Source organism: Insolitispirillum peregrinum (assembly GCF_900156605.1).
Taxonomy (GTDB): domain Bacteria; phylum Pseudomonadota; class Alphaproteobacteria; order Rhodospirillales; family Rhodospirillaceae; genus Insolitispirillum; species Insolitispirillum peregrinum.
Map to the genome: position 1 here is coordinate 81,796 of NZ_FTOA01000005.1, position 23,176 is coordinate 104,971.

The 23,176-nt window shown below is 62.7% G+C and carries 18 protein-coding genes; 5 read left to right on the forward strand and 13 right to left on the reverse strand.

Features of this window, described 5'->3' with window-relative positions; translation table 11 throughout:
* Positions 1 to 318: 318 nt before the first annotated feature.
* The 5 genes from BW995_RS13845 (at position 319) to BW995_RS13865 (ending at position 6,595) form a co-directional block, all read left to right on the forward strand.
* Positions 319 to 1,473 carry a flagellar basal body P-ring protein FlgI gene (locus BW995_RS13845; protein WP_084194851.1) on the forward strand — a complete coding sequence of 385 codons (1,155 nt, stop codon included), beginning with the start codon at positions 319 to 321 and terminating at the stop codon, positions 1,471 to 1,473.
* On the forward strand, positions 1,473 to 1,841 hold the full coding sequence (locus BW995_RS13850; RefSeq protein WP_076401016.1) for a rod-binding protein: 369 nt from the start codon (positions 1,473 to 1,475) through the stop codon (positions 1,839 to 1,841). Before BW995_RS13845 ends, BW995_RS13850 begins: the two co-directional genes overlap by 1 nt.
* On the forward strand, positions 1,834 to 2,547 hold the full coding sequence (locus BW995_RS13855) for a hypothetical protein (RefSeq protein WP_076401017.1): 714 nt from the start codon (positions 1,834 to 1,836) through the stop codon (positions 2,545 to 2,547). Before BW995_RS13850 ends, BW995_RS13855 begins: the two co-directional genes overlap by 8 nt.
* 131 nt (positions 2,548 to 2,678) lie before the next feature.
* Positions 2,679 to 4,898, forward strand: coding sequence for a flagellar hook-associated protein FlgK (flgK, locus tag BW995_RS13860; RefSeq protein ID WP_076401018.1), 2,220 nt, complete (start codon positions 2,679 to 2,681; stop codon positions 4,896 to 4,898).
* Positions 4,899 to 4,918: 20 nt separating this feature from the next.
* On the forward strand, positions 4,919 to 6,595 hold the full coding sequence (locus tag BW995_RS13865) for a flagellin (protein ID WP_076401019.1): 1,677 nt from the start codon (positions 4,919 to 4,921) through the stop codon (positions 6,593 to 6,595).
* A 123-nt stretch (positions 6,596 to 6,718) separates the two neighbouring features.
* Here the strand turns inward: BW995_RS13865 and BW995_RS13870 are convergent, their stop codons facing one another.
* From BW995_RS13870 to BW995_RS13930, 13 genes are all read right to left on the reverse strand, one after another.
* Positions 6,719 to 7,675, reverse strand: a complete 957-nt coding sequence (locus tag BW995_RS13870) for an ROK family protein (RefSeq protein WP_076401020.1) — start codon at positions 7,673 to 7,675, stop codon at positions 6,719 to 6,721.
* A 12-nt stretch (positions 7,676 to 7,687) separates the two neighbouring features.
* Positions 7,688 to 8,455 (reverse strand): NAD kinase, encoded by a 768-nt coding sequence (locus BW995_RS13875; protein WP_076401021.1) that lies wholly within the window; start codon positions 8,453 to 8,455, stop codon positions 7,688 to 7,690.
* A 200-nt stretch (positions 8,456 to 8,655) separates the two neighbouring features.
* Positions 8,656 to 9,459, reverse strand: coding sequence for a hypothetical protein (locus BW995_RS13880; RefSeq protein WP_076401022.1), 804 nt, complete (start codon positions 9,457 to 9,459; stop codon positions 8,656 to 8,658).
* Between the two features lie 20 nt (positions 9,460 to 9,479).
* Positions 9,480 to 11,063, reverse strand: coding sequence for an asparaginase domain-containing protein (locus BW995_RS13885; protein ID WP_076401023.1), 1,584 nt, complete (start codon positions 11,061 to 11,063; stop codon positions 9,480 to 9,482).
* Between the two features lie 215 nt (positions 11,064 to 11,278).
* Complete coding sequence (gene rnr, locus BW995_RS13890) at positions 11,279 to 13,744, reverse strand: ribonuclease R (protein WP_076401024.1); 2,466 nt, start codon at positions 13,742 to 13,744, stop codon at positions 11,279 to 11,281.
* A gap of 17 nt (positions 13,745 to 13,761) precedes the next feature.
* Entirely contained in the window at positions 13,762 to 16,533 is a 2,772-nt protein-coding gene (gene topA / locus BW995_RS13895; RefSeq protein ID WP_076401301.1) for a type I DNA topoisomerase, read from the reverse strand.
* A gap of 134 nt (positions 16,534 to 16,667) precedes the next feature.
* Positions 16,668 to 17,813, reverse strand: coding sequence for a DNA-processing protein DprA (gene dprA, locus BW995_RS13900; RefSeq protein WP_245821464.1), 1,146 nt, complete (start codon positions 17,811 to 17,813; stop codon positions 16,668 to 16,670).
* A gap of 268 nt (positions 17,814 to 18,081) precedes the next feature.
* On the reverse strand, positions 18,082 to 18,303 hold the full coding sequence (locus BW995_RS13905; protein WP_076401025.1) for a hypothetical protein: 222 nt from the start codon (positions 18,301 to 18,303) through the stop codon (positions 18,082 to 18,084).
* A gap of 278 nt (positions 18,304 to 18,581) precedes the next feature.
* Positions 18,582 to 19,238: a glycerol-3-phosphate 1-O-acyltransferase PlsY gene (plsY, locus tag BW995_RS13910; RefSeq protein ID WP_076401026.1), complete on the reverse strand. Its 657-nt coding sequence runs from the start codon at positions 19,236 to 19,238 to the stop codon at positions 18,582 to 18,584.
* The gene (pyrC, locus tag BW995_RS13915) at positions 19,231 to 20,580 is read right to left on the reverse strand and encodes a dihydroorotase (protein ID WP_076401027.1); all 1,350 of its coding nucleotides are present in this window, start codon (positions 20,578 to 20,580) and stop codon (positions 19,231 to 19,233) included. Before pyrC ends, plsY begins: the two co-directional genes overlap by 8 nt.
* Positions 20,580 to 21,542, reverse strand: a complete 963-nt coding sequence (locus tag BW995_RS13920; protein WP_076401028.1) for an aspartate carbamoyltransferase catalytic subunit — start codon at positions 21,540 to 21,542, stop codon at positions 20,580 to 20,582. The genes pyrC and BW995_RS13920 overlap by 1 nt, the downstream gene beginning before the upstream one ends.
* 101 nt (positions 21,543 to 21,643) lie before the next feature.
* Complete coding sequence (locus BW995_RS13925) at positions 21,644 to 22,039, reverse strand: RidA family protein (protein ID WP_076401029.1); 396 nt, start codon at positions 22,037 to 22,039, stop codon at positions 21,644 to 21,646.
* Positions 22,040 to 22,175: 136 nt separating this feature from the next.
* Complete coding sequence (locus BW995_RS13930) at positions 22,176 to 23,174, reverse strand: AEC family transporter (protein ID WP_076401030.1); 999 nt, start codon at positions 23,172 to 23,174, stop codon at positions 22,176 to 22,178.
* Positions 23,175 to 23,176: the final 2 nt, after the last annotated feature.

The window sequence follows — 23,176 nt, forward strand, 5'->3', positions numbered from 1 at the left end:
GGTGTGGCCGTGAATAACCCTCTGGCAAGGCTCGATTCTTTGTTCCCTGTTACAGGACGGGCCGGGTAAGGGGCGGGGAATGCAGGGTTTTATGAACTTCTGGTCAGGACAGCCTGCCTGGTGTAAATATTGCATGTAACTTTCTGCCAAAGTCTGGCCTGTGAAAAAGCAGGCTTTTTGATGCGGCAGTTTACTGTTTCGAGACGATTTTCCGGTTATCATCGCCGACGCTGTGGTCTGGACTCGTTGTGGTCCACCCCGGATATCCCTGCACCGACGTGCAGGAATGGCATGACAGAGGCAACGATGAGGCACACCATGACCCACCTCTCCCGCACATGGCATCAGGCAAGCCGCCGCTTGCTGGCCGTGGTGTGCGCGGTCGGGATCAGCGCTGCGCTTGCCGTTTCAGCCTTTAGCTCCGCCGCACAGGCCGCGTCGCGCATCAAGGACATCGCTGCCTTCGAAGGCGTCCGCGACAACCTGTTGGTCGGTTACGGGCTGGTGGTTGGCTTGAACGGGACCGGTGACAAGATCGAAAACATGGCGTTCACCCAGGAATCGCTGATTGCGATGCTGGAACGTCTGGGGATCAACACCCGCGATGGCACCCTGAAACCGAAAAACGTTGCCGCCGTGATGGTGACCGCCGCGCTGCCGCCATTCGGTCGTCAGGGCAGCCGGATTGACGTGACCATTTCGGCGCTGGGTGATGCAAAAAGCCTGCAGGGCGGGGCCTTGCTGGTGACGCCGCTGGTCGGTGCCGATGGCGAAGTCTATGCCGTCAGTCAGGGCCAGGTGCAGATCGGTGGCTATACGGCCTCGGGCAATGCCGCCTCGGTGACCAAGGGCGTGCCGACCTCTGGCCGCATCCCCAACGGGGCGATCATCGAACGCGAGGTGCCGTTCTCGCTGGCCTCGATGCGCAGCGTCAACATCTCGCTGCGCAATCCGGATTTCACCACCGCCCAGCGCATTGCCTCGGCGGTGAACGCCTATCTGGGGATGGCCTCGGCGCGGGCGCTTGATCCGGGGACCGTGCAACTGTCGGTGCCGTCCGACAAGGATGTGGTCCAGTTGATGACCGCCATCGAACAGTTGCGTGTTGAACCCGATCAGTTGGCGCGGATTGTCATTGACGAAAACACCGGGACGATTGTCATCGGGGATAACGTGCGGGTGTCGCGGGTTGCCATCGCGCAGGGGAATCTGACCATCAAGGTGACCGAAACGCCGCAGGTCAGCCAGCCGTCGCCGTTCTCGCAGACCGGCACCACCACCACCGTTGACCGGACACAGATCCAGGTTGATGAAGGCGCTGATAAAAAGCTGGCCGTCGTTGATGGTGGCGTCAACCTGCAAGAGCTGGTCAATGGCCTGAACGCTCTGGGGATTGGTCCGCGTGACATGATTTCCATCCTGCAGGCAATCAAGGCTGCTGGTGCCTTGCAAGCAGAAATCGAGGTGATGTGATGACTTCTTCCTCCGCCCTGGACAAGGGCCTGAACGTCTCGTCTGTGTTGCAGAATGCCCAGACGCAGGCCGGGCAGGGCCAGCAGTCGTCAAGCGTCGGCAACCTGCTGGCCAAAAAAGCCAAAACCCCCGAGCAGATCAAGGAAGCGGCCCAGGGGTTCGAGGCCATGTTCCTGAACCAGATGCTGAAACCAATGTTTGATACCATCAAAACCGATGAAATGTTCGGTGGTGGTGAAGGTGAAGACATGTGGAAGTCGATGATGGTCGACACCTATGCCAAGGAAATTACCAAAAAAGGCGGTGTTGGCATCGCCGAGCAGGTGATGCAGGTGATGATCAAAGCGCAGGAGGCGGGAAATGAGTGAACGTACATCGCCCCCACGTCCGACCCGTGACCGTCCGGTGCGGGCCGCCGGGACAACCCCGCGCGGGACGTCCGCTGTGGCAACGCCCGCTGCGGCGACGCCGGGCGGAGCCGAACGGGCTGCCCGTCGCCCCATGCGGGGCGCGACCGGAACGCCGTCGCCTGCCTCGTCTGCGGCTCCTTTGGCGGCGGCAACCCCGGCTGCAGCCCGTCCGTCGCGGATGGCTGCCGTCACCGCAACACCGGAAAGTGCCGTTGCCGCCAGTGCTGCGCCTGCCGACAAGCCGCGCGACCTGATGGTGACGGTGCGCGAATTGACGGCCCTGCTGGCAGCCGAAAATGCCGCCCTGCGACAGCACGACATCGGCCCGGTGCGCGACAACATTGCCAAAAAGCAGCAACTGACCCGCGCTTATATGGAACAGATGATCGCGTTCCATAAGAACCCGGTACTGTTGCAGCAATTGCCCGCCGAGCGCCGACAGGAAATGCGTGAAGCAATGCTGGTGCTTGAGCCGATGATCGCGGAAAACGGCCAGATGCTGAGAGCCAAGATCGACACCATCAACCGCTTTATGGGGGTGGTGGTCGACGCGGTGAAGGAAGAAACGGTCAAAGGAGCGGTGGTCTATGGCGGGCAGGGTGCGATGGATGGCACGCTGGCAGAATCCCGCAAGATGGCCGTTGCCGTGAACCGGGAATTGTAAAAGAAATATGGCAAACGAAAGGGGTAAACGAGAAACGTTTACCCCTGCGATACCAGCGTAGAGCATACTGGCAGGTGACTCTGCGGACCTTGTGATTGACCCCGGTTTCCCCGGACGACAGGAAGAAAACCATGTCGCTGAATCTGGCACTAAGCACTGCCCTGACTGGGCTGTTGACCTCGCAAGAGGCGATGAACAGCGTCTCCAGCAACATTGCGAACGTCAATACCGCAGGCTATACCCGCAAGACGTATAACCCGGAAAGCGTTGTCCTGGCGGGCAAGGGTGCCGGTGTGCAGGCCGGGCAGATTACCCGCCATGTCGAGCAGGGTATTCTGGATGACATGCGACAGGCCAAAGGGGTCTTTTCCCAGCTGTCGACGACCAACGACTTCATGAGTCGCATCCAGGATATTTTCGGAACCACCTCGGACAACAATTCGCTGTCGCACGTCGTCAACGACCTGTCCGAGCAATTCAACCTGCTGGGGCTGGAAACCGACAAGGGCAATCAGGCCGACGAAGTGGTCCGGGCCGGGCAGGAGGTCAGCAACAAGCTGAACCTGATGACCCAGCAGATCCAGGCCCTGCGCACCGATGCCGACAATCAGGTTTCTTCGGTGGTGGGGCAGGTCAACTCCATCCTCGACAGCATTGACTCGCTGAACGACAAGATCAGTCTGGCAACGGCGACCAACAACACCTCGACGGCCGATCTGCTCGACAAGCGCGACATGCAGCTGAACGCACTGTCGCAGTTGATGGACATCACCTATTACGAGCGCGAGAGCGGCGCAGTGTCGGTGTTCACCACCTCGGGGGTGACGCTGGTTGACAATCAGCCGAATTACCTCAGCCATACTCCGCTCAGCTCGGTGCAGCCGTGGGATTCGGCTACCGATGGCTTTTCCGGCATCACCGTGGCCGGGCAGGACATCACCAGCCAGCTGCGGTCGGGCAAACTCAAGGGGCTGGTCGATGTGCGTGATGGCGAGTTGAACAACCTGCAATCCCAGGTTGACGAGCTGTCGCAGACGATGATGGACAAGGTCAATCAGGTCCATAACCGTGGGACGTCGTTCCCCAGCATGCAGTCGGAATATACCGGCACCCGCACCTTCATTGACTCGTCCACCCAGCGGATTTCGATCAACAATTCGGCGGCGGACACCGCCATCGTGGTCTTTAATTCCGATGGCAGCCAAAAGGCCTCGACCACCCTGCGCAGTGTGATGGGGGATGTGGTCAACGGCGGGGCGGCCACCGGGGGACCGGTGACCATTGACCGGTTGGCGACCAATCTGACCTCGTGGCTGCAAAGCTCCAGCGGGGCCAATCTGGCCGGGGCAACGGCGTCGGTGGATTCCAATGGTCACTTTACGGTGTCGCTGAATGGATCGGGCTATGGGCTGGCGTTCCGTGACCAGACCAGTTCCGTGCCGGGCTCGGCGACCTCGGACCTGCCGATTTCGTTTGATCCGACCAACAGCGGTGGTGCGTTCCAGGCCTATCAGAGTGACAGCGGGTTCGCCAACTTCCTCGGCCTGAACGACTTTTACACCACCAACCAGCAGCCGAACTGGATGATGCAGAGCGATATCCTGCCTGCGGATTACACTCAGGTTGGCTCGTCGGTGATGAACTTCATGACCACCGACGACAGCGGGGCGGTGGTCAATCACTCGCTGACCCTGGCCAACGGTTTCTCGCTGCAGGATATCGCCAACCGCATCAACAACGACACCGTCCTGCAAGGCAAGGCCGAAATCCGGGCGTCGGTGGTGCAGGAAGGCACGGGCTATCGCCTGCGTATCCGCAACGTCAACGGCAACGAACTGTCGATCACCGGCAAGTCGGCCAATGACAACTATTTTGCCGCTCTGGGGCTTCAGCCCGCAGCCACCGGGACCGCAGGCTGGATGCAGGTCAATTCCAGCCTGCAGTTCAACCCCAGCGAAGTCAGCCGGGGCATCGCGCAGTATAACACCGATACCGGGCAGTTCTATCTGTCGGCGGGCGACAACGCCAATGCCAACGATATGTCCAAGCTGTTCAGCGGGGTGCAGAGCTATGACAGCGCTGGCGGGATGACCACCGGCTCGCTGACGTTTTCGGACTATGCGGCCTCGATCATCTCGGGCACCTCCAGCCGGGCGACGACGGTTGAAAGCACGCTGGGCTACCAAAGCAGTCTGGCCCAGTCGCTGGAGCAGAAAAATGCCTCTATTTCGGCGGTGAACCTGGATGAAGAACTGTCGCAGCTGATGGTTTACCAGCAGTCCTATGGGGCGGCGGCCAAGGTCATTTCGACCACCAAGCAAATGTTCGACATTCTGGATAGCATCCTGTAACCGATTCTGGAGAGTGTGCCATGTCCCGCGTTCCGACCTATATCAGTGGCCAGGTCCAGATCTCGCAGATGCTGGATATTCAGAGCCGCCTCAATGACTCGCAAACCCAGGTGAATACCGAAAAGAAGTCGCAGGATTACGCCGGTATTGCGACCGACAGCTTTCGCCTGATCAGCTTTGAGAACCAGAGCAGCCGTATCGAACGCTACAGCGCCAACAATGGTGTGGCCAAAATCCGCCTTGATACGATGCAGAATTCAGTCAATTCATCGCAAGCTTCGTTGCAGGAATACAAGGCCCTGCTGCTCGATTTCGCTGCTCGTGACTATAACGACATGTCACAGGAAGACACCAAGGCGCTGGATTCCATCCGTGCGCAGTCTTTTACGGCGATGAAGGACTTGCAGTACTACCTCAACACCTCGGTTGATGGTCGCTATCTGTTCAGCGGCGGCAAGACCGATGTTCCACCGGTCGAAATGCCGTGGGGCAATGTTGACGAGTTTGCCGACGTCTATGACGGGACGAACACCGTGTTCCCGGAAACGCGGGCCGCCAATCTGGCCGATGTCGATTTTTCCGCCCGCACGGTCGATATGACCAACCAGACCGTTGGTGGCACATCCTATGGGACGATCGAAGACACCAGCGGGGTTGCGGCTGACACCTTTATCACCGGTAGCCCGCTGACCAGCGATTCCTTTGGCAAGCTGCTGATCAATCCGACCATTCCGTCTGATTCCACCAAGGGCAGCATTGTGTCGGATCAGCCGAACGCCTTTTCCGGGCTGTCGGTCGGGATGACGTTTTTCCTTGATGACGATAATGCGGTGGAAAACACCGGTGGTACTGCCGTGACTGACCGCCAGTCGGGCATCTATACCATCACCGACATTTCCAGCGACGGCAAGACGATGACCATCGTTCCGCCGCCTGCCGGAACCGGTGGCACGACAGCCCAGATTCCCAGCACCGCCGGAGCGGAAATCCGCCTGACGGCGCCGGAAGGGGCGCGTATTTCGGTCAAGAACAGTGCTGGACAGAACGAAGACTATACAATTCACTGGCCGACCAATGCCGATCTGACGACAGCGGGCTATGACCTGACCACTGACCTGATTAACGGTAAAAAGCTGTTCGTCTCGCCGCCGTTCGCCCCCAGCAGCACCGGCTATGGGACCACCCAGAACAACGTGACCATTAGTGCATCGTCCTATTATCAGGGTGATACGCTGCAACTGACGCACCGGGTGGATGATACCCGCACCATTGCCCTTGGCATCAACGCCCTTGATCCGGCGTTTGAAAAGGCTTTCCGCGGGTTGGGCATCATGGCGCAGGGCGTAAAGATGGACAGTTCCGACCCGACCAAGGTTGATGCGGCCGAAATGCGTCGTCGGGTCGATACGGCGCTGGATCTGGTCAATGATGCCTTGCAGCACTCGACCTCGTCGAGCGAGGAGCCGAGTGATCTGGTCGGGCTCGGCTATCGCCTGGGCAGTAATCAAAAGGTTCTGCAAAATTCCATCGACGAAGCGGCCTCGTTCCGGGCGTTCCTTGACAACCGCGTCACCGATATGGAAAACGTCAACATGCTGGATGCGGTGACCCGCATGAATGATGACGCTCAGGCGCTGGAAGTGTCGTACAGCGCGATGTCCAAGATTTCCAAACTCAGCCTGCTGAACTACCTGTAAACCTGCACCGCAGGGATAACGTCAAACAGAAAACAGGGTCATGGAGCGCTGCTCCACACCTCGCCGGGGCCTCAGGCCCCGAGCAGGTTTGGTCGGCAGCCCGCTCTTTTTGCGCTCGCTGCTTTAAACCAGCCGCAACCGCTGTTCGCTGTCCTGCGCCCACAGCCATGCCGCACCGCGCACCCCACTGGAATCCCCGTGGTGCGCCTGCTTCAGTTCGGTCAGAACCTGATCGCTGAACACCCACTGCCCCCATAACGCAGGCACCTGTTGATACAGCATCGGAATGTTCGACAGCCCGCCGCCCAGCACAATCGTATGGGGGTCCAGAACGTTGATAATGCTGGCAAGACCCCGGGCCAGCCGGTGGGCATAGCGTGCCAGCGTGGCCTGACAGGCAGGGTCGCCACTGGCAGCCGCACTGGCGATGGCGGCGGCGGTCACCTCGCTGTCACTGTGGCGCTGATGATCGGCGGCCATCCCCGGCCCGGACAGGAAGGTTTCAACGCATCCCGCCCGTCCGCAATAGCAGGCCGGACCGGGGCGCTCGTCATCCTGCGGCCAGGGCAGGGCGTTATGGCCCCACTCGCCGCCGATGGCATTGGGACCGGTCAACACGCGACCATGGGCGACCACACCGCCGCCAACACCGGTCCCTAAAATCACCGCAAAGGCAATCGGGCTGCCTGCGGCGGCGCCATCGGTGGCTTCGGACAGGGCCAGACAGTCGGCATCATTGGCCAGTCGCACCGGCTGGCCCAAGGCATCACCGAGGTCCGCGCCAAAGGGATGCCCAATCAGCCATGTCGAGTTGGCATTTTTCACCAGCCCGGTCTGTGGCGACAGTGTTCCGGGAATACCGATCCCGACCGACCCGGCACCAAAGCGCCCTTGCAGGCCATGAACCAGATCGCGCAGGCAGCGGACGGTGGCGGCGTAATCGCCGCGTGGGCTGTCGATCCGTTGACGGCCCAGTTCGTGGCCATCATCGGCAGACAGGGCGATGGCCTCGATCTTGGTTCCCCCAAGGTCTACGCCGTAGCGGACGGTGGGCGCTCGATCCTGTTCCAGAGCAACCATCGCGGGACGGCCCTATCCCGAAAACTGTTCGGACAGGATGCGTTCTTCCAGATTATGCTCGGGATCGAACAGGATCTTCAGCTTCACATCACGGTCTTCGCGCACTTCGACCTTCGCCACCCGGCGGACTTCGGTGTAATCGGCCACCGCTGACACCGGGCGCTTTTCGTGCTCAAGCACTTCGTATTCAACGCAGGCGGTGTGCGGCAGAATGGCCCCGCGCCAGCGCCGGGGGCGAAAGGCCGAGATCGGGGTCAGGGCCATCACATTCGACCCCATCGGCAGGATCGGGCCATGGGCCGACAGGTTATAGGCGGTGGAGCCTGCCGCCGTGCAGACCAGCGCCCCGTCACAGATCAACTCGGGCAGACGCACCTTGCCGTCAATGCGGATGCGCAGCTTGGCGGCCTGACGGGTCTGGCGCAGCAGCGAGACTTCGTTGATCGCCAGCGCGTTGGTCTTGGTGCCGTTGATGTCTTCGGCAATCATCCGCAACGGATACAGCTCGACCTGCTGCGCCCGCCGCAGGCGGCGGGGCAGGTCTTCCTCAAGGTACAGGTTCATCAGAAAGCCGACTGTCCCGCGATTCATGCCATAGATCGGCCTGGACAGGTGCATGAAGCGGTGCAGGCTTTCCAGCATGAAGCCATCCCCGCCAAGAGCGACGATCATGTCGGCATGCTCGGGCGGGCAATGGCCATAGCGATGTTTCAGACGGAACAGGGCTTCCTGAGCAACGGGCGACTCAGCGGCGACAAAGGCGATATTCTCAACGTCCATCAGGGGAGCCTGATCCAGGGCACCAGCGGTGCGGGTGAGCGACAAGTCAGAGCATTGTGCGAAAAGTGGGAACCGGTTTTCGCAGAAACAATGCGACAGGACAAAAGGCTAGAGCAGCGTGCCTGCGTCATATCCAACGCACACTGGTCCAGTATAGGCGCTCACCCGCCCGGCGCAAGCCTGCTGCGTTGACGACAGCCTTACACGATGGTCACTGCGCCATGGGGCACGAACATGAAGGTGTAAAAGCCATAGCTGACCACCAGCGCCTCTTTCGTCAGGCTGTCCGGCGGCCCCTGATTGACTGTCCAGTTGGCGATGGCCGGATCAACCAGCGGCACCCCGGCAAAGTCAAAGTTGGTCACCTGATCGCCGCCGTCTTTCTGCGACCAGACATCGCAGGCCCCAGAGGAATTGTCGCAGCGGGCCCAGTGGTAGTCACCGTACCAGTGATCGGCAGACGGCGAAATCATCAGGGCAACGAAGTGACCGGACAGGGTGTCACCAGCCTTTTCCTTGTAGGCCAACAGGTCGGCGATGGTGCTGCCGACCAGAATCAGGCCGTCTTTTTCGGCATAGGAACTGACGGTCTGGCCGACAGACTCAACGGTGCCGGTAAAGTCGTCCTTGGTCAGCAGATAGCCACTGGCCCGCCCCGGCTGGGGAAAGGTGCTGGTGGCGATATTGCAGCCATAGGCGTAGCAGTTGTTGTTGATCTGGTTCTTGTAGGACATGAACGCCCCGGCGCAGTCGGTGGCCGGAGCGTAGCCCGCCGCTGCCGAACCAACCACCGTTGGCCCGTACTGGTACAGGGTGATGGTGCCGGTATCGGGCGGGGTGGTGATGTCCACCGTGACCGTGGTCGGGGTAATCCACTGTTCATCGGGAGCCGCAGCGGCTTCGACTGCCAGCAGGCCCTCGATGGCCCGGGCGATGCGTGGCTGGTGGCGCAGGTCATGCGGAGCCGCAATACCGGAATACTTCAGCAAGGCGTGTGCGGTCATGGCGGGATGCTCCTGTCGGATCACGACTGTGAATAGAGGGTGGCGGTCACCTTGTGGTGCTGATAGTCGTACACCTGCAGGGTCAGGGTGCTGTTCGACATCGACCCTGACAGGGTCAGCACCGACGATGCCCCGCCGTAAATGCCGGTGTTGGTAGCCCACAGCGGCACAGTGTTGCGGCTGTACAGCACCAGATTGCCATCGTTCTGCATCACCAGCCGTCCGGGCAACGGGTCCGCCGGGGTCGAGGCTCCCAGCGCGCTCCACAGGACGGTGCCGGTAGACGACAGCAGGCGCGGCCCCAGAACCGCGTCATTGATCAGGGTGGCGCTGCCATCAAGGGCGCTGATCGACTGCCCCGGCAGCAGAACATCATTCACCCGGCTGTCCAGGCGGTTGACGCTGGTCATTTCGCCCAGCAGGCTGCTTTGCAGCAGGATTTTGACGGTGGCCAGCGACCAGCCGTTATGCTGCTGGGCAGCCAGCAGGATCATCAGCTTGGCAAGGGCGGCCATCGGGGTCATGTCGGCCGGGCTGAGGGCTCCGACGGCGGGCAGCCAGGCTCCGGCGGCATAGGCGCTGTTGTTGACGGTGCCCTGCAGAACCTGCGTGCAGTCAACAATCACCACTCCGGCAGCATTGGCGCTGTCCAGCGCCTGATAGATGGCGCCCTGTGACGGCTGGTTGGGGTTGCCGGAGGGGAAATTGCCTTCGCCATAGGATTCCAGCACCAGCCCCTTGATGCCTTCGCCAACACAGGCCGTAATCAGTTTGGCCAGCATCGCCTGCGCCGGGGATGTCTGATACCACGCGGGCACGGCGTTGAACTGCATCACCGGCATGCTGTTGATGGCGGCGGTGATGGCGGTCAGTTGGGCCTGCACCTGCGCGACAACGGCGGGGGTGTCCAGACTGACGGCAGGCATCACCGGGCCGGGCAGGATGGTGTCCGGCACCAGATCAAAGGTGATGCCACATTCCGCCAACGCCGGATAGTTGGGCGAGGAAAAGGCGGCAAACTGGTTGGCGTTGGTCTTGACGGCCCGGTTACCACGGAACAGCGAGCCGTGGAAATAGACGCAGACTTCCGGCGTGCCGGTCTGGGCAGCGGCAACCGCACCGCAGACGTTCTGGAAGGCGTCGGTGTTGTACAACAGCCCCGACGGCGCGTTCTGGTCCGGCCCCTGATAGAACATCGGCAACTGCGAGCCGGTCAGGATGATCGGCTTGCTGATCACCGCCGTGGCAATGCCGTTGGCATCAAAGGCCGACAGCAGGAACGGCAGGGCGGTGCCGGTGAAGTCCATGGTGTCGGTGCCGTGCAGCACGATGAAGGCATCATAAGTGCTGTAGATGCCCAGAAGGTAACTGGCCAGCAGGCACCAGTCGGTCGGTTGCAGATTGGTGCTGTCGAGGGTGCCCGAGCTGGATTCCGGAAAGCTCAGATCGGTGACATAGGTCAAGGTCACATCGGGGTAGCTTTGGGCAATGACCGGATCAAGGTAGGTCTGGCAGGCGGTCTTGAACTGTTCGGCTGACATCGGAGCCAGCGGGGTCCCGACGCAACTGATGGTGCCGCCGGTGTTGAGAACTGCAATCTGCATGATCATCCCTGTTTGATGGAGTGCTTTTTTTACCGCATAGGGTGTTTTGACGATCAGTCTGTTTTCTCGGGTTGTATATGGGGTGCCTTTAAAAGTTTTCCTGCATGACATGATTCCCGTATAAATGGTTCTTTCGGCCATGAAAAAAGCGGGAAGCGAGGAGATACCCCGCTTCCCGCCTGACTGTCACACAGGTGCTCCGGCAGCCTGCACGATCAGGATTCGGTGGTTCCGGCGTCCTTTTTCCGGCGACCCGTGGTCCCCGGCTCAAAGCGCACAACCCGCTTTTTGCCCGCCCGTTCCAGCTTTTTGCCGCCGGTCTTGTTAAAGGCCTTGTTCTTGACCCCACCCACCCGCAGGGGGGTGAAGTGCTTGCGCGGGCCTTCTTCTTCTTCGACCCGGTCGCCACGCGGCTTGCGGCCAAGGCTGGAGGGCCGTTCGATGCCGTCCCCCTCGTCGTCGTCGCCATAGCTGCGGTCGAACGGGCTGCTTTTCGGCGGGCGGGCCGCCGGGCGCATGGTGCCGTTGGGCACCAGTTCAAACAGCATGCCGCCGGTGACCGGATCGGCCTGACGCATGATCACCGTCACCCGCTGGCCGACCTGAAATTCCCGTCGGCCCTTGCGCCCGACCAGCGCATGGCGGGCTTCCTCGTGGACATAGAAGTCATCGGGCAGGGTCGAAATCGGCACCAGACCGCTGGCGCCGGTTTCGTCCAGCTCGACGAACAGGCCAAAGCGGGTGGCGCTGCTGATGCGACCGGCAAAGGTCGCCCCGACGCGATCGGCGAGGAACTGGGTGGTATAGCGTTCGATGGCGTCGCGTTCGGCGGCAGCGGCACGGCGTTCGGTCATCGAGATGTGCTCGCCGATGGCCTCAAGCTCGTTGCCCTGCTCGTCCTGCAATCCTTCAGGCCCCAGCTTCAGGGCGCGGATCAGCGCCCGATGGACCAGCAGGTCGGCATAGCGGCGGATCGGTGACGTGAAGTGGGCATAGCGGTGCAGGCCAAGGCCGAAGTGGCCCCGGTTTTCCGGCCCGTACAGCGCCTGTGCCTGGGTGCGCAGCACCACCTGATTGACCAGATGCTCGTTCGGGGTGTCCTTCACCCTGGCGAGAACGCTGTTGAAGTTCTGCGCCCGCAAAGCTCCGGTGGCGATGGTCAGGTTGAGGGACTTGAGGAATTCGCGCAGCGAATCCACCCGTTCCAGCGTCGGTTCGTCGTGCACGCGGTACATGCAGGGAGTATGGTGCTGTTCCAGCGTCTCGGCGGCGCAGACGTTGGCGGTGACCATGAATTCTTCGATCAGCTTGTGCGAGTCGAGGCTGGTGCGCGGGACGATGCCCAGCACTTCGCCTTTTTCGCCGATCAGCACCTTGCGTTCGGGAATTTCGATGTTCAGCGCGCCGCGCTCGTCGCGATAGGCGCGCAGGGCCTTGTAGGCGCCATACAGCGGGCCGATCACCGAGTCCATCAGCGGGGCAACGGCCAGATCGGGCACGCCTTCGATGGCGGCCTGCACCTGTTCATAGGTCAGGCGGGCCACCGAGCGCATCAGGCCGCGGACGAACTGATGGCGGATCTTGCGGCCTTCGGCATCAATCCAGAAATGGACCGCCATGCACGGACGGTCTTCGTCCGGGCGCAGCGAGCACCAGCCGTTCGACAGCTTTTCCGGCAGCATCGGCACCACCCGGTCAGGGAAGTACACCGAGTTGCCACGCTCATAGGCGGTCTGATCAAGGGCGTCGCCGGTCTGCACGTAATGGGCAACGTCGGCAATGGCCACCAGACAATGCCAGCCACCGTCTTCCGACGGTTCTGCCCACACCGCATCGTCAAAGTCGCGGGCGTCGGAGCCGTCGATGGTCACCAGCGGGATATCGCGCAGGTCGGCACGGGTGCCAAGCTCGGTGACGCCCTTGGCCTGCTCGGCCTGTTCCAGCGCATCCTGTGCGAACTGGCAGGGGATGCCGTGCGAATGGATGGCGACCAGACTGACCGCCTTGGGATTGCCCATCGAACCGAGGTTTTCGGTCACTTTGGCCTGACGCAGGCCGAAACGGCGACCGGGCAGCAGCTCGGCTTCGACCAGATCGCCCGGACCGGCGGTTCCGGCATCGCCACGGGCGACCAGATAGTCCTGCTTGTCGCGCTTGTCGGTCGGACGCAGCAGCAGGCCGTTGACGCCGGTATCGAGCATCCCCAGCACCCGCGCCGGGGCCGAGGCCAGCGCCTTCAGCACGCGGGCTTCATAGCTGTAATCGCCAGTCGCCTGCAGGCGGGCGAGGATCTTGTCGCCGATGCCAACCGCACTCAGGCCCTGACGCACCGGCAGCACGTAAATGCGCGGCGGCGGCATGTCACGGGCTTCCGGGTCTTCCGGGTGCCAGTTAAGCGGGCGGGCCAGCAGCTCGCCTTCGGCATCGGCACCGGTGATTTCCAGCACGGCCACTTCGGGCAGCAGGCCGGGCTTGTGGACTTTACGCTTGTGCCCGCGCTGGATCGATCCTTCCTGCTCCAGATCCTTCATGATCTGGCGCAGCATCGGGCGCTGCTCGGCATTCAGGTTGAACGCGCGGGAGATTTCCCGTTTTCCCACCTTGCCGGGGCTTTCCAGAATGAATTCCAGAACCTGAGCCTTGGTCGGCAGGGGGATGATTTTCGGGGTGTGTTTCTTCAAGGGAATTGAGCCTTACGTTATTCGCTCGCCGTTTTTTTGGCGGCAGTTTTTTTGGCAGTGGTTTTGGGGGCGGCCTTGGCTGTGCCGCTCTTGGGGGCAGCAGCCTTTTTGGTCACCGTCTTTCTGGCCGTTTTGGGCGCGGCCGCCGCCGGAGCATCATCAAGGTCAAACGGAGGCAGATCGTTCTCTGCATCGTTTGTTGCCGCATCGCTGGCTGCCGCCTTTTTGCGGCTGGTGGTTTTCTTCGGGGCGGCCTTTTTGGGCTCGGCCTTGGCCTTGGCCGGGCCGCCGTCCTTGGCCACCTTGGCCGCCAGCAGGGCGACGGCCTGTTCAAGGGTCAGGGCGTCCTTGTCACTGCCACGGGGCAGGGTGGCGCGCACCTTGTTGTGTTCAACATAGGGGCCATAGCGGCCATCATGCAAGGTAATCGGTTTCTGGTCGGCCGGATGCGGGCCGATTTCCTTCGCCGGAGCCTTTTCGCGCGTTTTGGCGGCCGCCAGCAGGTCAACGGCGCGGTTGATGCCGATTTCCAGCACGTTGTCTTCGCGCAGGTTGACGTACTTGTCGCCATGCTTGAGATACGGCCCGAAGCGGCCAAGCCCGGCGAGGATCATTTCGCCGGTTTCCGGGTGAATACCAACCTCACGCGGCAGCGACAACAGCGACAGCGCCTTTTCCAGATCCATCTCCGCCGGAGACTGGCCCTTGGGCAGGCTGGCGCGCTTGGGCTTTTTCTTGCCTTCGGCTTCGCCCAACTGGACATAGACGCCGTAGGGACCCTTGCGCATGGTCACCAGCAGGCCGCTGGCCGGATCGGTGCCCAGTTCGCGCTCGCTGGCCTCGTCGCCGCCGCCATCCTGACCGTCGCCGGTGCCCAGCGGGCGGGTATAGCGGCACTCGGGATGGCGGGAACAGCCGATGAAGGCGCCGAACTTGCCCAGCTTCAGCGACAGGCGGCCTTCGCCGCAGGTCGGGCACTTGCGCGGGTCGTGGCCGTCTTCGCGGGTCGGGAACAGGTGCGGGGCGAGATCGGCATCAAGGGCGTCAAGGACCTCGGAAATGCGGAGGTTTTTGGTGCCCTCCACATAGCTCATGAAGTCCTTCCAGAAATTGCGCAGGACGGTCTTGTAGTCGAGCTGACCGCCCGAGATGTCGTCAAGCTGGTTTTCCAGATCGGCGGTGAAGGTGTAGCCGACGTATTTCTCAAAGAACTTTTCGAGGAAGGCGGTGACGATCCGGCCCCGGTCCTCGGGCACAAAGCGGCGCTGGTCCAGCTTGACGTAATCGCGGTCCTGCAACACCTGCATGATCGAGGCGTAGGTGGACGGGCGACCGATGCCCAGTTCTTCCATCCGCTTGACCAGACTGGCTTCGGAATAGCGCGGCGGCGGCTGGGTGAAATGCTGTTCCGGCAGGATGGCGGCAATGGCGGTGGCATCGCCCTCGGCCAGCGGCGGCAGGATGCGGCCATTTTCGTCGTCGCCGTCGCCCGCGTCGTCGAGGTCTTCGCGGTACAGCTTGAGGAAGCCGTCAAACACCACCGTCGAGCCGGTGGCGCGCAGCACCACCGCCCCGGTCGGGTCGGCAACGTCAACGCTCATCTGGTCGAGCAGGGCGCTTTCCATCTGGCTGGCGACGGTGCGCTTCCAGATCAGTTCGTACAGGCGGAACTGGTCGTGATCCAGCGCGTCGCGCACGTCGGCGGGCTTCAGGAACACGTTGGTCGGGCGGATGGCTTCGTGGGCTTCCTGAGCGTTTTTCTGTTTGGTCTTGTAAACGCGCGGGCTGGCCGGAACCAGCTTCTCGCCCCACACCTGACCGATCAGCACGCGGGTATCGTGGATCGCCTCGGGGGCCATCTGCACGCCGTCGGTACGCATATAGGTGATCAGACCGATGGTTTCGCCGCCGACGGTGACGCCTTCGTACAGGCGCTGGGCGAGGGTCATGGTCTTGGTGGCCGAGAAATACAGCTTGCGGGCGGCTTCCTGTTGCAGGGTCGAGGTGGTGAACGGTGCCGCCGGGTGGCGCTTGACGTTCTTGCGCTCGATCGACTTGACCGCCAGCGCGGCGCTGGCAATGGCCTGACGGGCGCGCTCGGCGGCGGTGGCGTCGGGCAGGTCCAGCTTGTCGAGCTTCTGGCCATCCAGATGGGTCAGGCGGGCGGTGAACGGCTTGCCCTGCGGTGACAGCAGGTTGGCGGCCACGCTCCAGTATTCCTGCGTGCGGAAGGCCTCGATTTCGGCTTCGCGTTGACAGATCAGGCGCAGCGCTACCGACTGCACCCGGCCAGCCGAGCGCGAGCCGGGCAGCTTGCGCCACAGCACCGGCGACAGGGTAAAGCCGACCAGATAGTCCAGCGCCCGCCGCGCCAGATAGGCATCAATCAGTTCCTGATCGAGATCGCGCGGATTGTTGATCGCGTCGGTGACGGCGGCCTTGGTGATGGCGTTGAACGTCACCCGCTTGATGGTGGTGGTGTTCAGCGCCTTGCGCCGCTTCAGTTCCTCCAGCACATGCCAGGAAATGGCCTCTCCCTCGCGATCCGGGTCAGTTGCGAGGAACAGTTTGTCGGCCTTTTTGACCGCCTGCACGATTTCCTTCAGATGCTTTTCCGACCGGGCATCCGTCGCCCAATCCATCGCAAAGTCTTCATCCGGGCGTACCGAGCCATCCTTGGGCGGCAGGTCGCGGATGTGACCAAACGACGCCAGGACGGTAAAGTCCTTGCCGAGGTACTTGTTGATGGTTTTGGCCTTGGCCGGGGATTCGACGATCAGAACGTTCATGGACTGGGCGATGCCTTTGGTTGTGATGCCTTTGGCTGTCATGGGCGGCACCACTCGAAACCACGAGCGGCACAGGATGCTTGAACCATACAGAGGAGACGTTTCCCCCAAGAAACAGCTCGGGGGCGTCTTCGTCAAGCCTCTGGCAACAGCGAGACCCGATGGCCGGGCAACCGTTCCAGCCGCCCCGCCAGGTCAAGCTCCAGCAGGACAAAGGAGACTATCGAGGCAGACAATTGGCATTGCCGGATGATTTCGTCAACCGTCACCGGTGCCACAGACAGGTTCGACAGCACTTTTTCTCGTGCGGCGGCCAGTGCCGCAGGGGAAGGAGTCGATGCCGGACCAGCGGTAAAATCGCCGCCAGCCGGTTCCCGCAGCGGGCGATGGCGCGGATTGGCGACCTGTTCCAGCACGTCATCGATCCCCCGGCACAGGATGGCACCGTCGCGCAGCAACTGGTTCGGGCCTTCGCTGCGGCCATCGAGCGGGCTGCCGGGCACGGCCAGCACGTCGCGGCCCTGATCGGCGGCCAGCCGGGCGGTGATCAGCGAGCCGGAGCGCAACGAGGCCTCGGCCACCACCACCGCCCGGGCCAGACCGGAAATCAGCCGGTTGCGGCGGGGAAAATGGCGGGCCTGTGGTTCCAGATGGGGTGGCAGTTCGGAAATCAGCGCCCCTTGCGCGGCAATGGCGGCGTGCAGGCGGGCGTTTTCCGGCGGATAGACCACATTCACCCCGCCCGCCATCACCGCAATGGTGCCGGTATTCAGGCTGCCTTCGTGGGCGGCGGTGTCGATTCCCCGCGCCAGCCCCGAGGCAACGGCAAAGCCGTGCGCCCCCAGATCCATCGCCAGCTTGCGGCTGAACTGCTTGGCGCCCGCCGAGGCATTGCGGGTGCCGACAATCGCCACGCACGGACGGGACAGCAGGGCGACATCCCCCAGCACGTACAGGCAGGGCGGGGCATCATCGACTTCGCGCAGCAGGGCCGGATACTCAGGCTCGCAGGCACACAGCAGGCGGGCACCGATCGCTTGCGCGGCCAGCAGTTCCTGTTCGGCAGCGGCGCGGCTGCACAGTTTGATCGGTTTGCTGCGGCCACCACTGCGGGCAAGCTCGGGCAGGGCCTCCAGCGCCCTGGCCGCGGTGCCGAACCGGTCGAGCAGGCGGAAAAAGGTGATCGGGCCGACGTTTTCGCAGCGGATGAGGCGCAGCCAATCCAGTCGTTCGGCGGCGCTGAGGGGGCGGATGGAGATCGTCATGATGGAATTGACCATGCCGGTTCCTGTCAGGATGGTCAATGCTGCTGTGGCCGGAGGGGCCGAAAAGGACAGCGGGCGTCGTGCCGGTGGATGGCAGACGCCCGCATTCCCTGGAGGTGCGGGCCTTGACTGTGACCCCACAGTACACGACAGGTGGGAAACAACAGCGGGCTACCGCTTGAACCCCCATTTTCTCTTTCACTATCAAGTCAACGGGGTCTGGGGCCCGAGGCCCCAGCGAGGTTTGGAGCGGCGCTCCATGATCCTGTTTTCTTTGTGACGATCAGCCCGCGATGGCGGCGTAATCGACTTCGTAGGAATCGTTGTGCGGAACAGACTTGACGGTCTTTTTGATCAGGTCAACCACCACCTCTTCGGACACGCCGCCGGGGACATTGACCACTTCATAGATCACCGACGACCCGCTGGTCGGGCCAGCGTCGGAATTGCGGTGTGCCTTGTTGACCAGACCTTCGCCAGCCACTTTGACCATTACAGAAGCCATGATCGAGCTCTCCCTCTCGCAAATGGAGCCTTGGTGTATATCGTCGCAGACCTGAGAGGGGGAGCGTCCCGCGCGGGCGGGCTCAGGGCCGCGAGCCTGTTATTCTGATTACCGCAAAACCGCACGCGGGAAAAGGATATAATGCATGTAAAGTGATCAAGTGGAGGATGTGGTTGTTTTATGGGCATTGTGCCAGCGCGTCAACAGGTCGTGACAGCACAACGGCGGCACAGGTCTCCCCATGCCGCCGTGTTGCCAATATCCCGAAATGCCCGATTTCAGCTCTTCTTTTTCTTGCCAATCCTGCTTTCCTCGCCCCGCATCAGGCGACGGATGTTTTCGTGGTGGCGCAGGATCGCCAGAATGGCCAGTGCCAGATAGGCGGCGGCATGGATCGGCCCGATCAGGATCAGGCCATAGACCGGCGCCAGCGACAGCGCCACCAGAGCGGCCAGCGAGGAATAGCGGAACACCGCCGCCACCACCAGCCAGGTCAGACAAGCCCCGACACCCACCGGCCAGGCGGTCATCAATAGCACGCCCAGCGTGGTGGCAACGCCCTTGCCGCCCTTGAACTTCAGCCAGACGGGGAAGTTGTGCCCCAGCACGGCAGCGCAACCCGCCGCCAGAACCAGCATCTGGTCCGGCTGGCCGGTGTGGGCGACACTGCCCCACCATGCCAGCGCCGCCGCAATCGCTCCCTTGCCGGAATCCAGCAGCAGGGTGGCCAGCGCCAGATCCTTGCGACCGGTGCGCAGAACGTTGGTGGCCCCGATGTTGCCGGAGCCAATGCTGCGCAGGTCATAGCCAAACGGTTTGGTCAGCACCAGCCCGAACGGAACCGACCCCAGCAGATAGCCGCCGATCACCGCCACCAGCAGGGCGATGGTGAACGGGCCACTGCCCAGTGCAGTCAGGACGCTGCTCTCAACCATGGACATACACCGTCCGGCCATCAACCACTGTCCGCACGGCGTGACCCTGCAACAGGCGGCCATCGAACGGCGAGTTCTTGGACTTCGACAGTGACTGCTGGGCGGCGAACTTCCACGGGCGGTCGAGGGTGATCAGCACCAGATCAGCGGCTCCGCCCACGGTCAGGCGACCGGCGCGGTGGCCGTGGTTGTCGGTCAGATTCAGCAGGTCCGCCGGGGCCGAGGTCAGCAGGCGCAGGGCGCCGAGCAGGTCGAGATGGCCGTTATGGACCAGTTCGAGAGTCAGCGGCAACAGGGTTTCCAGACCGGTGCCGCCAAAGGCGGCCTGCGCGAATGGCAGGCGCTTGGCATCGGTATCCTGCGGCGAGTGGTCCGAGGCAATGGCATCAATGGTGCCATCCTGCAGACCTTCGACGATCGCCAGACGGTCGGATTCGGCACGCAGCGGCGGCGACAGCTTGGCAAAGGTGCGATAGTCACCGACTGCCAGTTCGTTGAGGGCAAAGTACGGCGGCGCGGTGTCGCAGGTGACATCCAGACCCTTGGCCTTGGCGCGGCGGATGATTTCGACGCTGTCCGAGGTTGAGATATGGGCGGCGTGATAGCGACCCCCGGTCATTTCGACCAGGCGAATATCTCGCTCAAGCATGATGATTTCGGCTTCGCGCGGGATGCCCGACAGGCCCAGACGGCTGGCCTGCTCACCGGCGTTCATCACCCCGCCACTCAGGCCCGGCTCTTCGGGGTGCTGGATGATCAGGAAGCCAAAGGTGGCAGCGTACTGCAGGGCGCGGCGCATGGTCTGCACGTTGGCAATCGCCTTGGTGCCGTCGGTGAACGCCACCGCTCCGGCGCGATTGAGCAGGCCCATTTCCGACAGTTCCTTGCCCAGTGTCCCCTTGGTGGCGGCACCGTAGGCATAGACCTTGGTCAGACCGATCTGGCGGGCGCGGCGGGCGATGAACTCGATGGCGGCTTCTTCGTCCAGCACCGGATCGGTGTTCGGCAGGGCGACCATCGAGGTGATGCCCCCGGCAACGGCGGCCTTGCCCGCGGACTTGACGCTTTCCTTGTGGGCTTCGCCCGGTTCACGCATCTGCACCCGCATGTCAACCAGACCGGGGCACAGGATCGCGCCCTTGCCGTCGATCACTTCGGCTCCGGCAGGAACGCCGCTGGCAAAAATGCCCGGACCATAGGCCGAGATGGTTTCGCCATCGCTCAGCAGGCCGCCGGTGTGATCGCAGACCACATCAAGGCCCGAGGCCGGGTCGATCAGCTGCACGTTGACGTAAGCGACCGCTTGCGGCTGTGACTGGGGGGCGGTGGAACGGGCGGACATCACTTGGCCTCCTGCTGCTGCTTGTAGACCTGATTGTTGTGCGACAGGGTGTGCAGGACGGCTTGCCGGACGGCCACGCCCATTTCCACCTGTTCGCGGATTACCGACCGTTCAACGTCGTCGGCAACATCGGAGTCGATTTCCACCCCGCGGTTCATCGGGCCGGGATGCATGATCAGGGCGTCGGGCTTGGCCAGCGCCAGCTTTTCCTTGTCCAGACCAAAGAACTCGAAATATTCGCGTACTGACGGAATATAGCTGCCCTGCATACGCTCGTTCTGCACGCGCAGCATCATCACGATGTCCACGTCCTTCAGCCCCTTGCGCATGTCGTAATAGGGGGAGACCCCCAATTCCTCGATCCGCGACGGCATCAGGGTGCGCGGCGCGATGCAGCGGACATGCGCCCCCATGGTGTTCAGCAGGTGGATGTTCGACCGCGCCACGCGCGAATGCAGCACGTCGCCGCAGATGGCGACTTCGAGGCCGTCCAGATGGCCCTTGCGGCGGCGGATGGTCAGGGCATCGAGCAACGCCTGCGTCGGGTGTTCGTGGGCACCGTCACCGGCATTGACCACCGCGCAGTTCACCTTGTCGGCCAGCAGCTTGACCGCCCCGGAGTCCTGATGGCGGACCACCAGCACGTCCAGCCGCATGGCGTTCAGGGTGACGGCGGTGTCAATCAGGGTCTCGCCCTTGCTGACCGACGAGCCGGTTGACTGCATGTTGATCACCGTCGCCCCCAGCCGCAGGCCCGCCAGTTCAAAGCTGGCGCGGGTGCGGGTCGAGGCTTCGAAGAACAGGTTGACCTGCGTCTGCCCGTTCATCGCGTCAAAGGTGGGGGCAGACTGGTTGCCCTGCACCACATAGCTGTCGGCGAGATCAAGCAGCGAATTGATTTCGTGGGGATACAGCCCCTCGATCCCGAGGAGGTGGCGATGCTTGTAATCGGCTGCGGTCATAACGGGCGCGGTCCTTGCGTGGGGGAAGGGTGTCCGGCATCAGAAGGAAGGCACCCGGTGGACCCGGATGCCTTTGCTGTTGGTCTGATCTCTGGCTGCTCTCAGGCGTCGGCGATGATCGCGTCGGCTTCGATTTCCACCAGCCAGTCAGGGTTGACGAAGCCGGTGACCACCACAAAGGTGCAGGCCGGGCGGATCTCGCTGAAGAACTCGCCATGGGCACGGGCGGCTTCGCGCCAGTCGTCGGCACTGGTCAGCATGACGGTGGTGCGCACGGTGTCGGCCAGCGAGCCGCCAGCCTGCTCGATGGCGGCCTTGATGGTTTCCAGGCACTGTTTTGTCTGGGCGTACAGGTCGCCCGGGCCGACCAGCTTGCCGTCGGCCCCCATCGGGCCGGTCCCGGCAACGGCAATGGTGTTGCCAACGCGGACGGCGCGGCTGAAGCCGATCACCGGTTCGTTGGGCGAGCCAGAGGAAATCAGGGTGCGCTTGCTCATGCTGAGTGCCTTTTTCAGGGACAACGCCAACAGGCGTCTGCCGCGCCGGGCGGCGGGGAAATCTGTTGGCGGGTTATATGCCTCCCGGCGGGACGGTGCAAGCGTCGGACGGTGGTTTTTCTGTTCCGGGCTGCTGTCAGCCGGTCAGCCACGGCAACAGGCTGATCAGCGCGGGCAGGCTGATCATTGCCAGCACGGTCTGCCAGGTGATCAGGGCGGCCATCATCGGGGCATCGCCGCCCATCTGGCGGGCCAGAATGTAGGACGAGGCCGAACAGGGGACGCCCGACCACAGGATCATGGTCCCCAGTGTGGCTGCCGACAGCGACAGCGAGGAGGGCAGCAGCAGGTCAAGGGTCAGGGTGACAAGGACCGGCAACAGCACCAGCTTGCCGACCGAAGCGGCGACAAAGGGAACGATGACCGCCCGCCAGCGGCTGGTGCTGTCGTTGGCAGGCAGGGTCAGCAGCAACCCGGCCCCGACCGACAGCAACCCCATCGGCAGCGAGGCCTTGGCCAGAATGCCCAGAACCGGCTCGATCACCGGCGGCAACCCCAGCCCGCTGACATTCAGGACAATGCCGCCGATGCAGGACAGGATCAGCGGGTTGCGCAGCAGTCCCAGCGCCAGCGAGCGCAGGCGGGCGATGCGGTGCTGGCTGCTGCCTGCGGGGGGGACCAGCAGCATTAACGCCGTCACTGACAGGACGTTGACCAGCGGCACGGTGATGGCGATGCACAGGGCGGTGACGGTGATGCCATCGTTGCCGTACAGGGCGGCCGCCCCGGCCAGACCGACGTAGGTATTCGGGCGGATGGCTCCCTGAAACACCGAACTGAGCGTTGCCCGCCCGGCACGGTCCGCCGTTGGCCGCAGCAGCGGGCCACCCAGCAGGATCAGGGCGGCCAGCAGCAGGGTGGTGCCGCCGATGCAGGCGACAATCTGCGGCCATGGCAAACTGCCCAGACGGGCCGAAGCCAGATTGGACACCAGCAGGGCGGGGAAGGTGACGTAATAGGTCAGCCGGTCGGCCTGTGACCAGAATCCGTCCTCGACAAAGTGCCAGCGTTTCAGGCCATGCCCGAGCAGGATCAGCAGAAAGATCGGAGCCAGTGCCAGCAGAACGGTCAGCATCG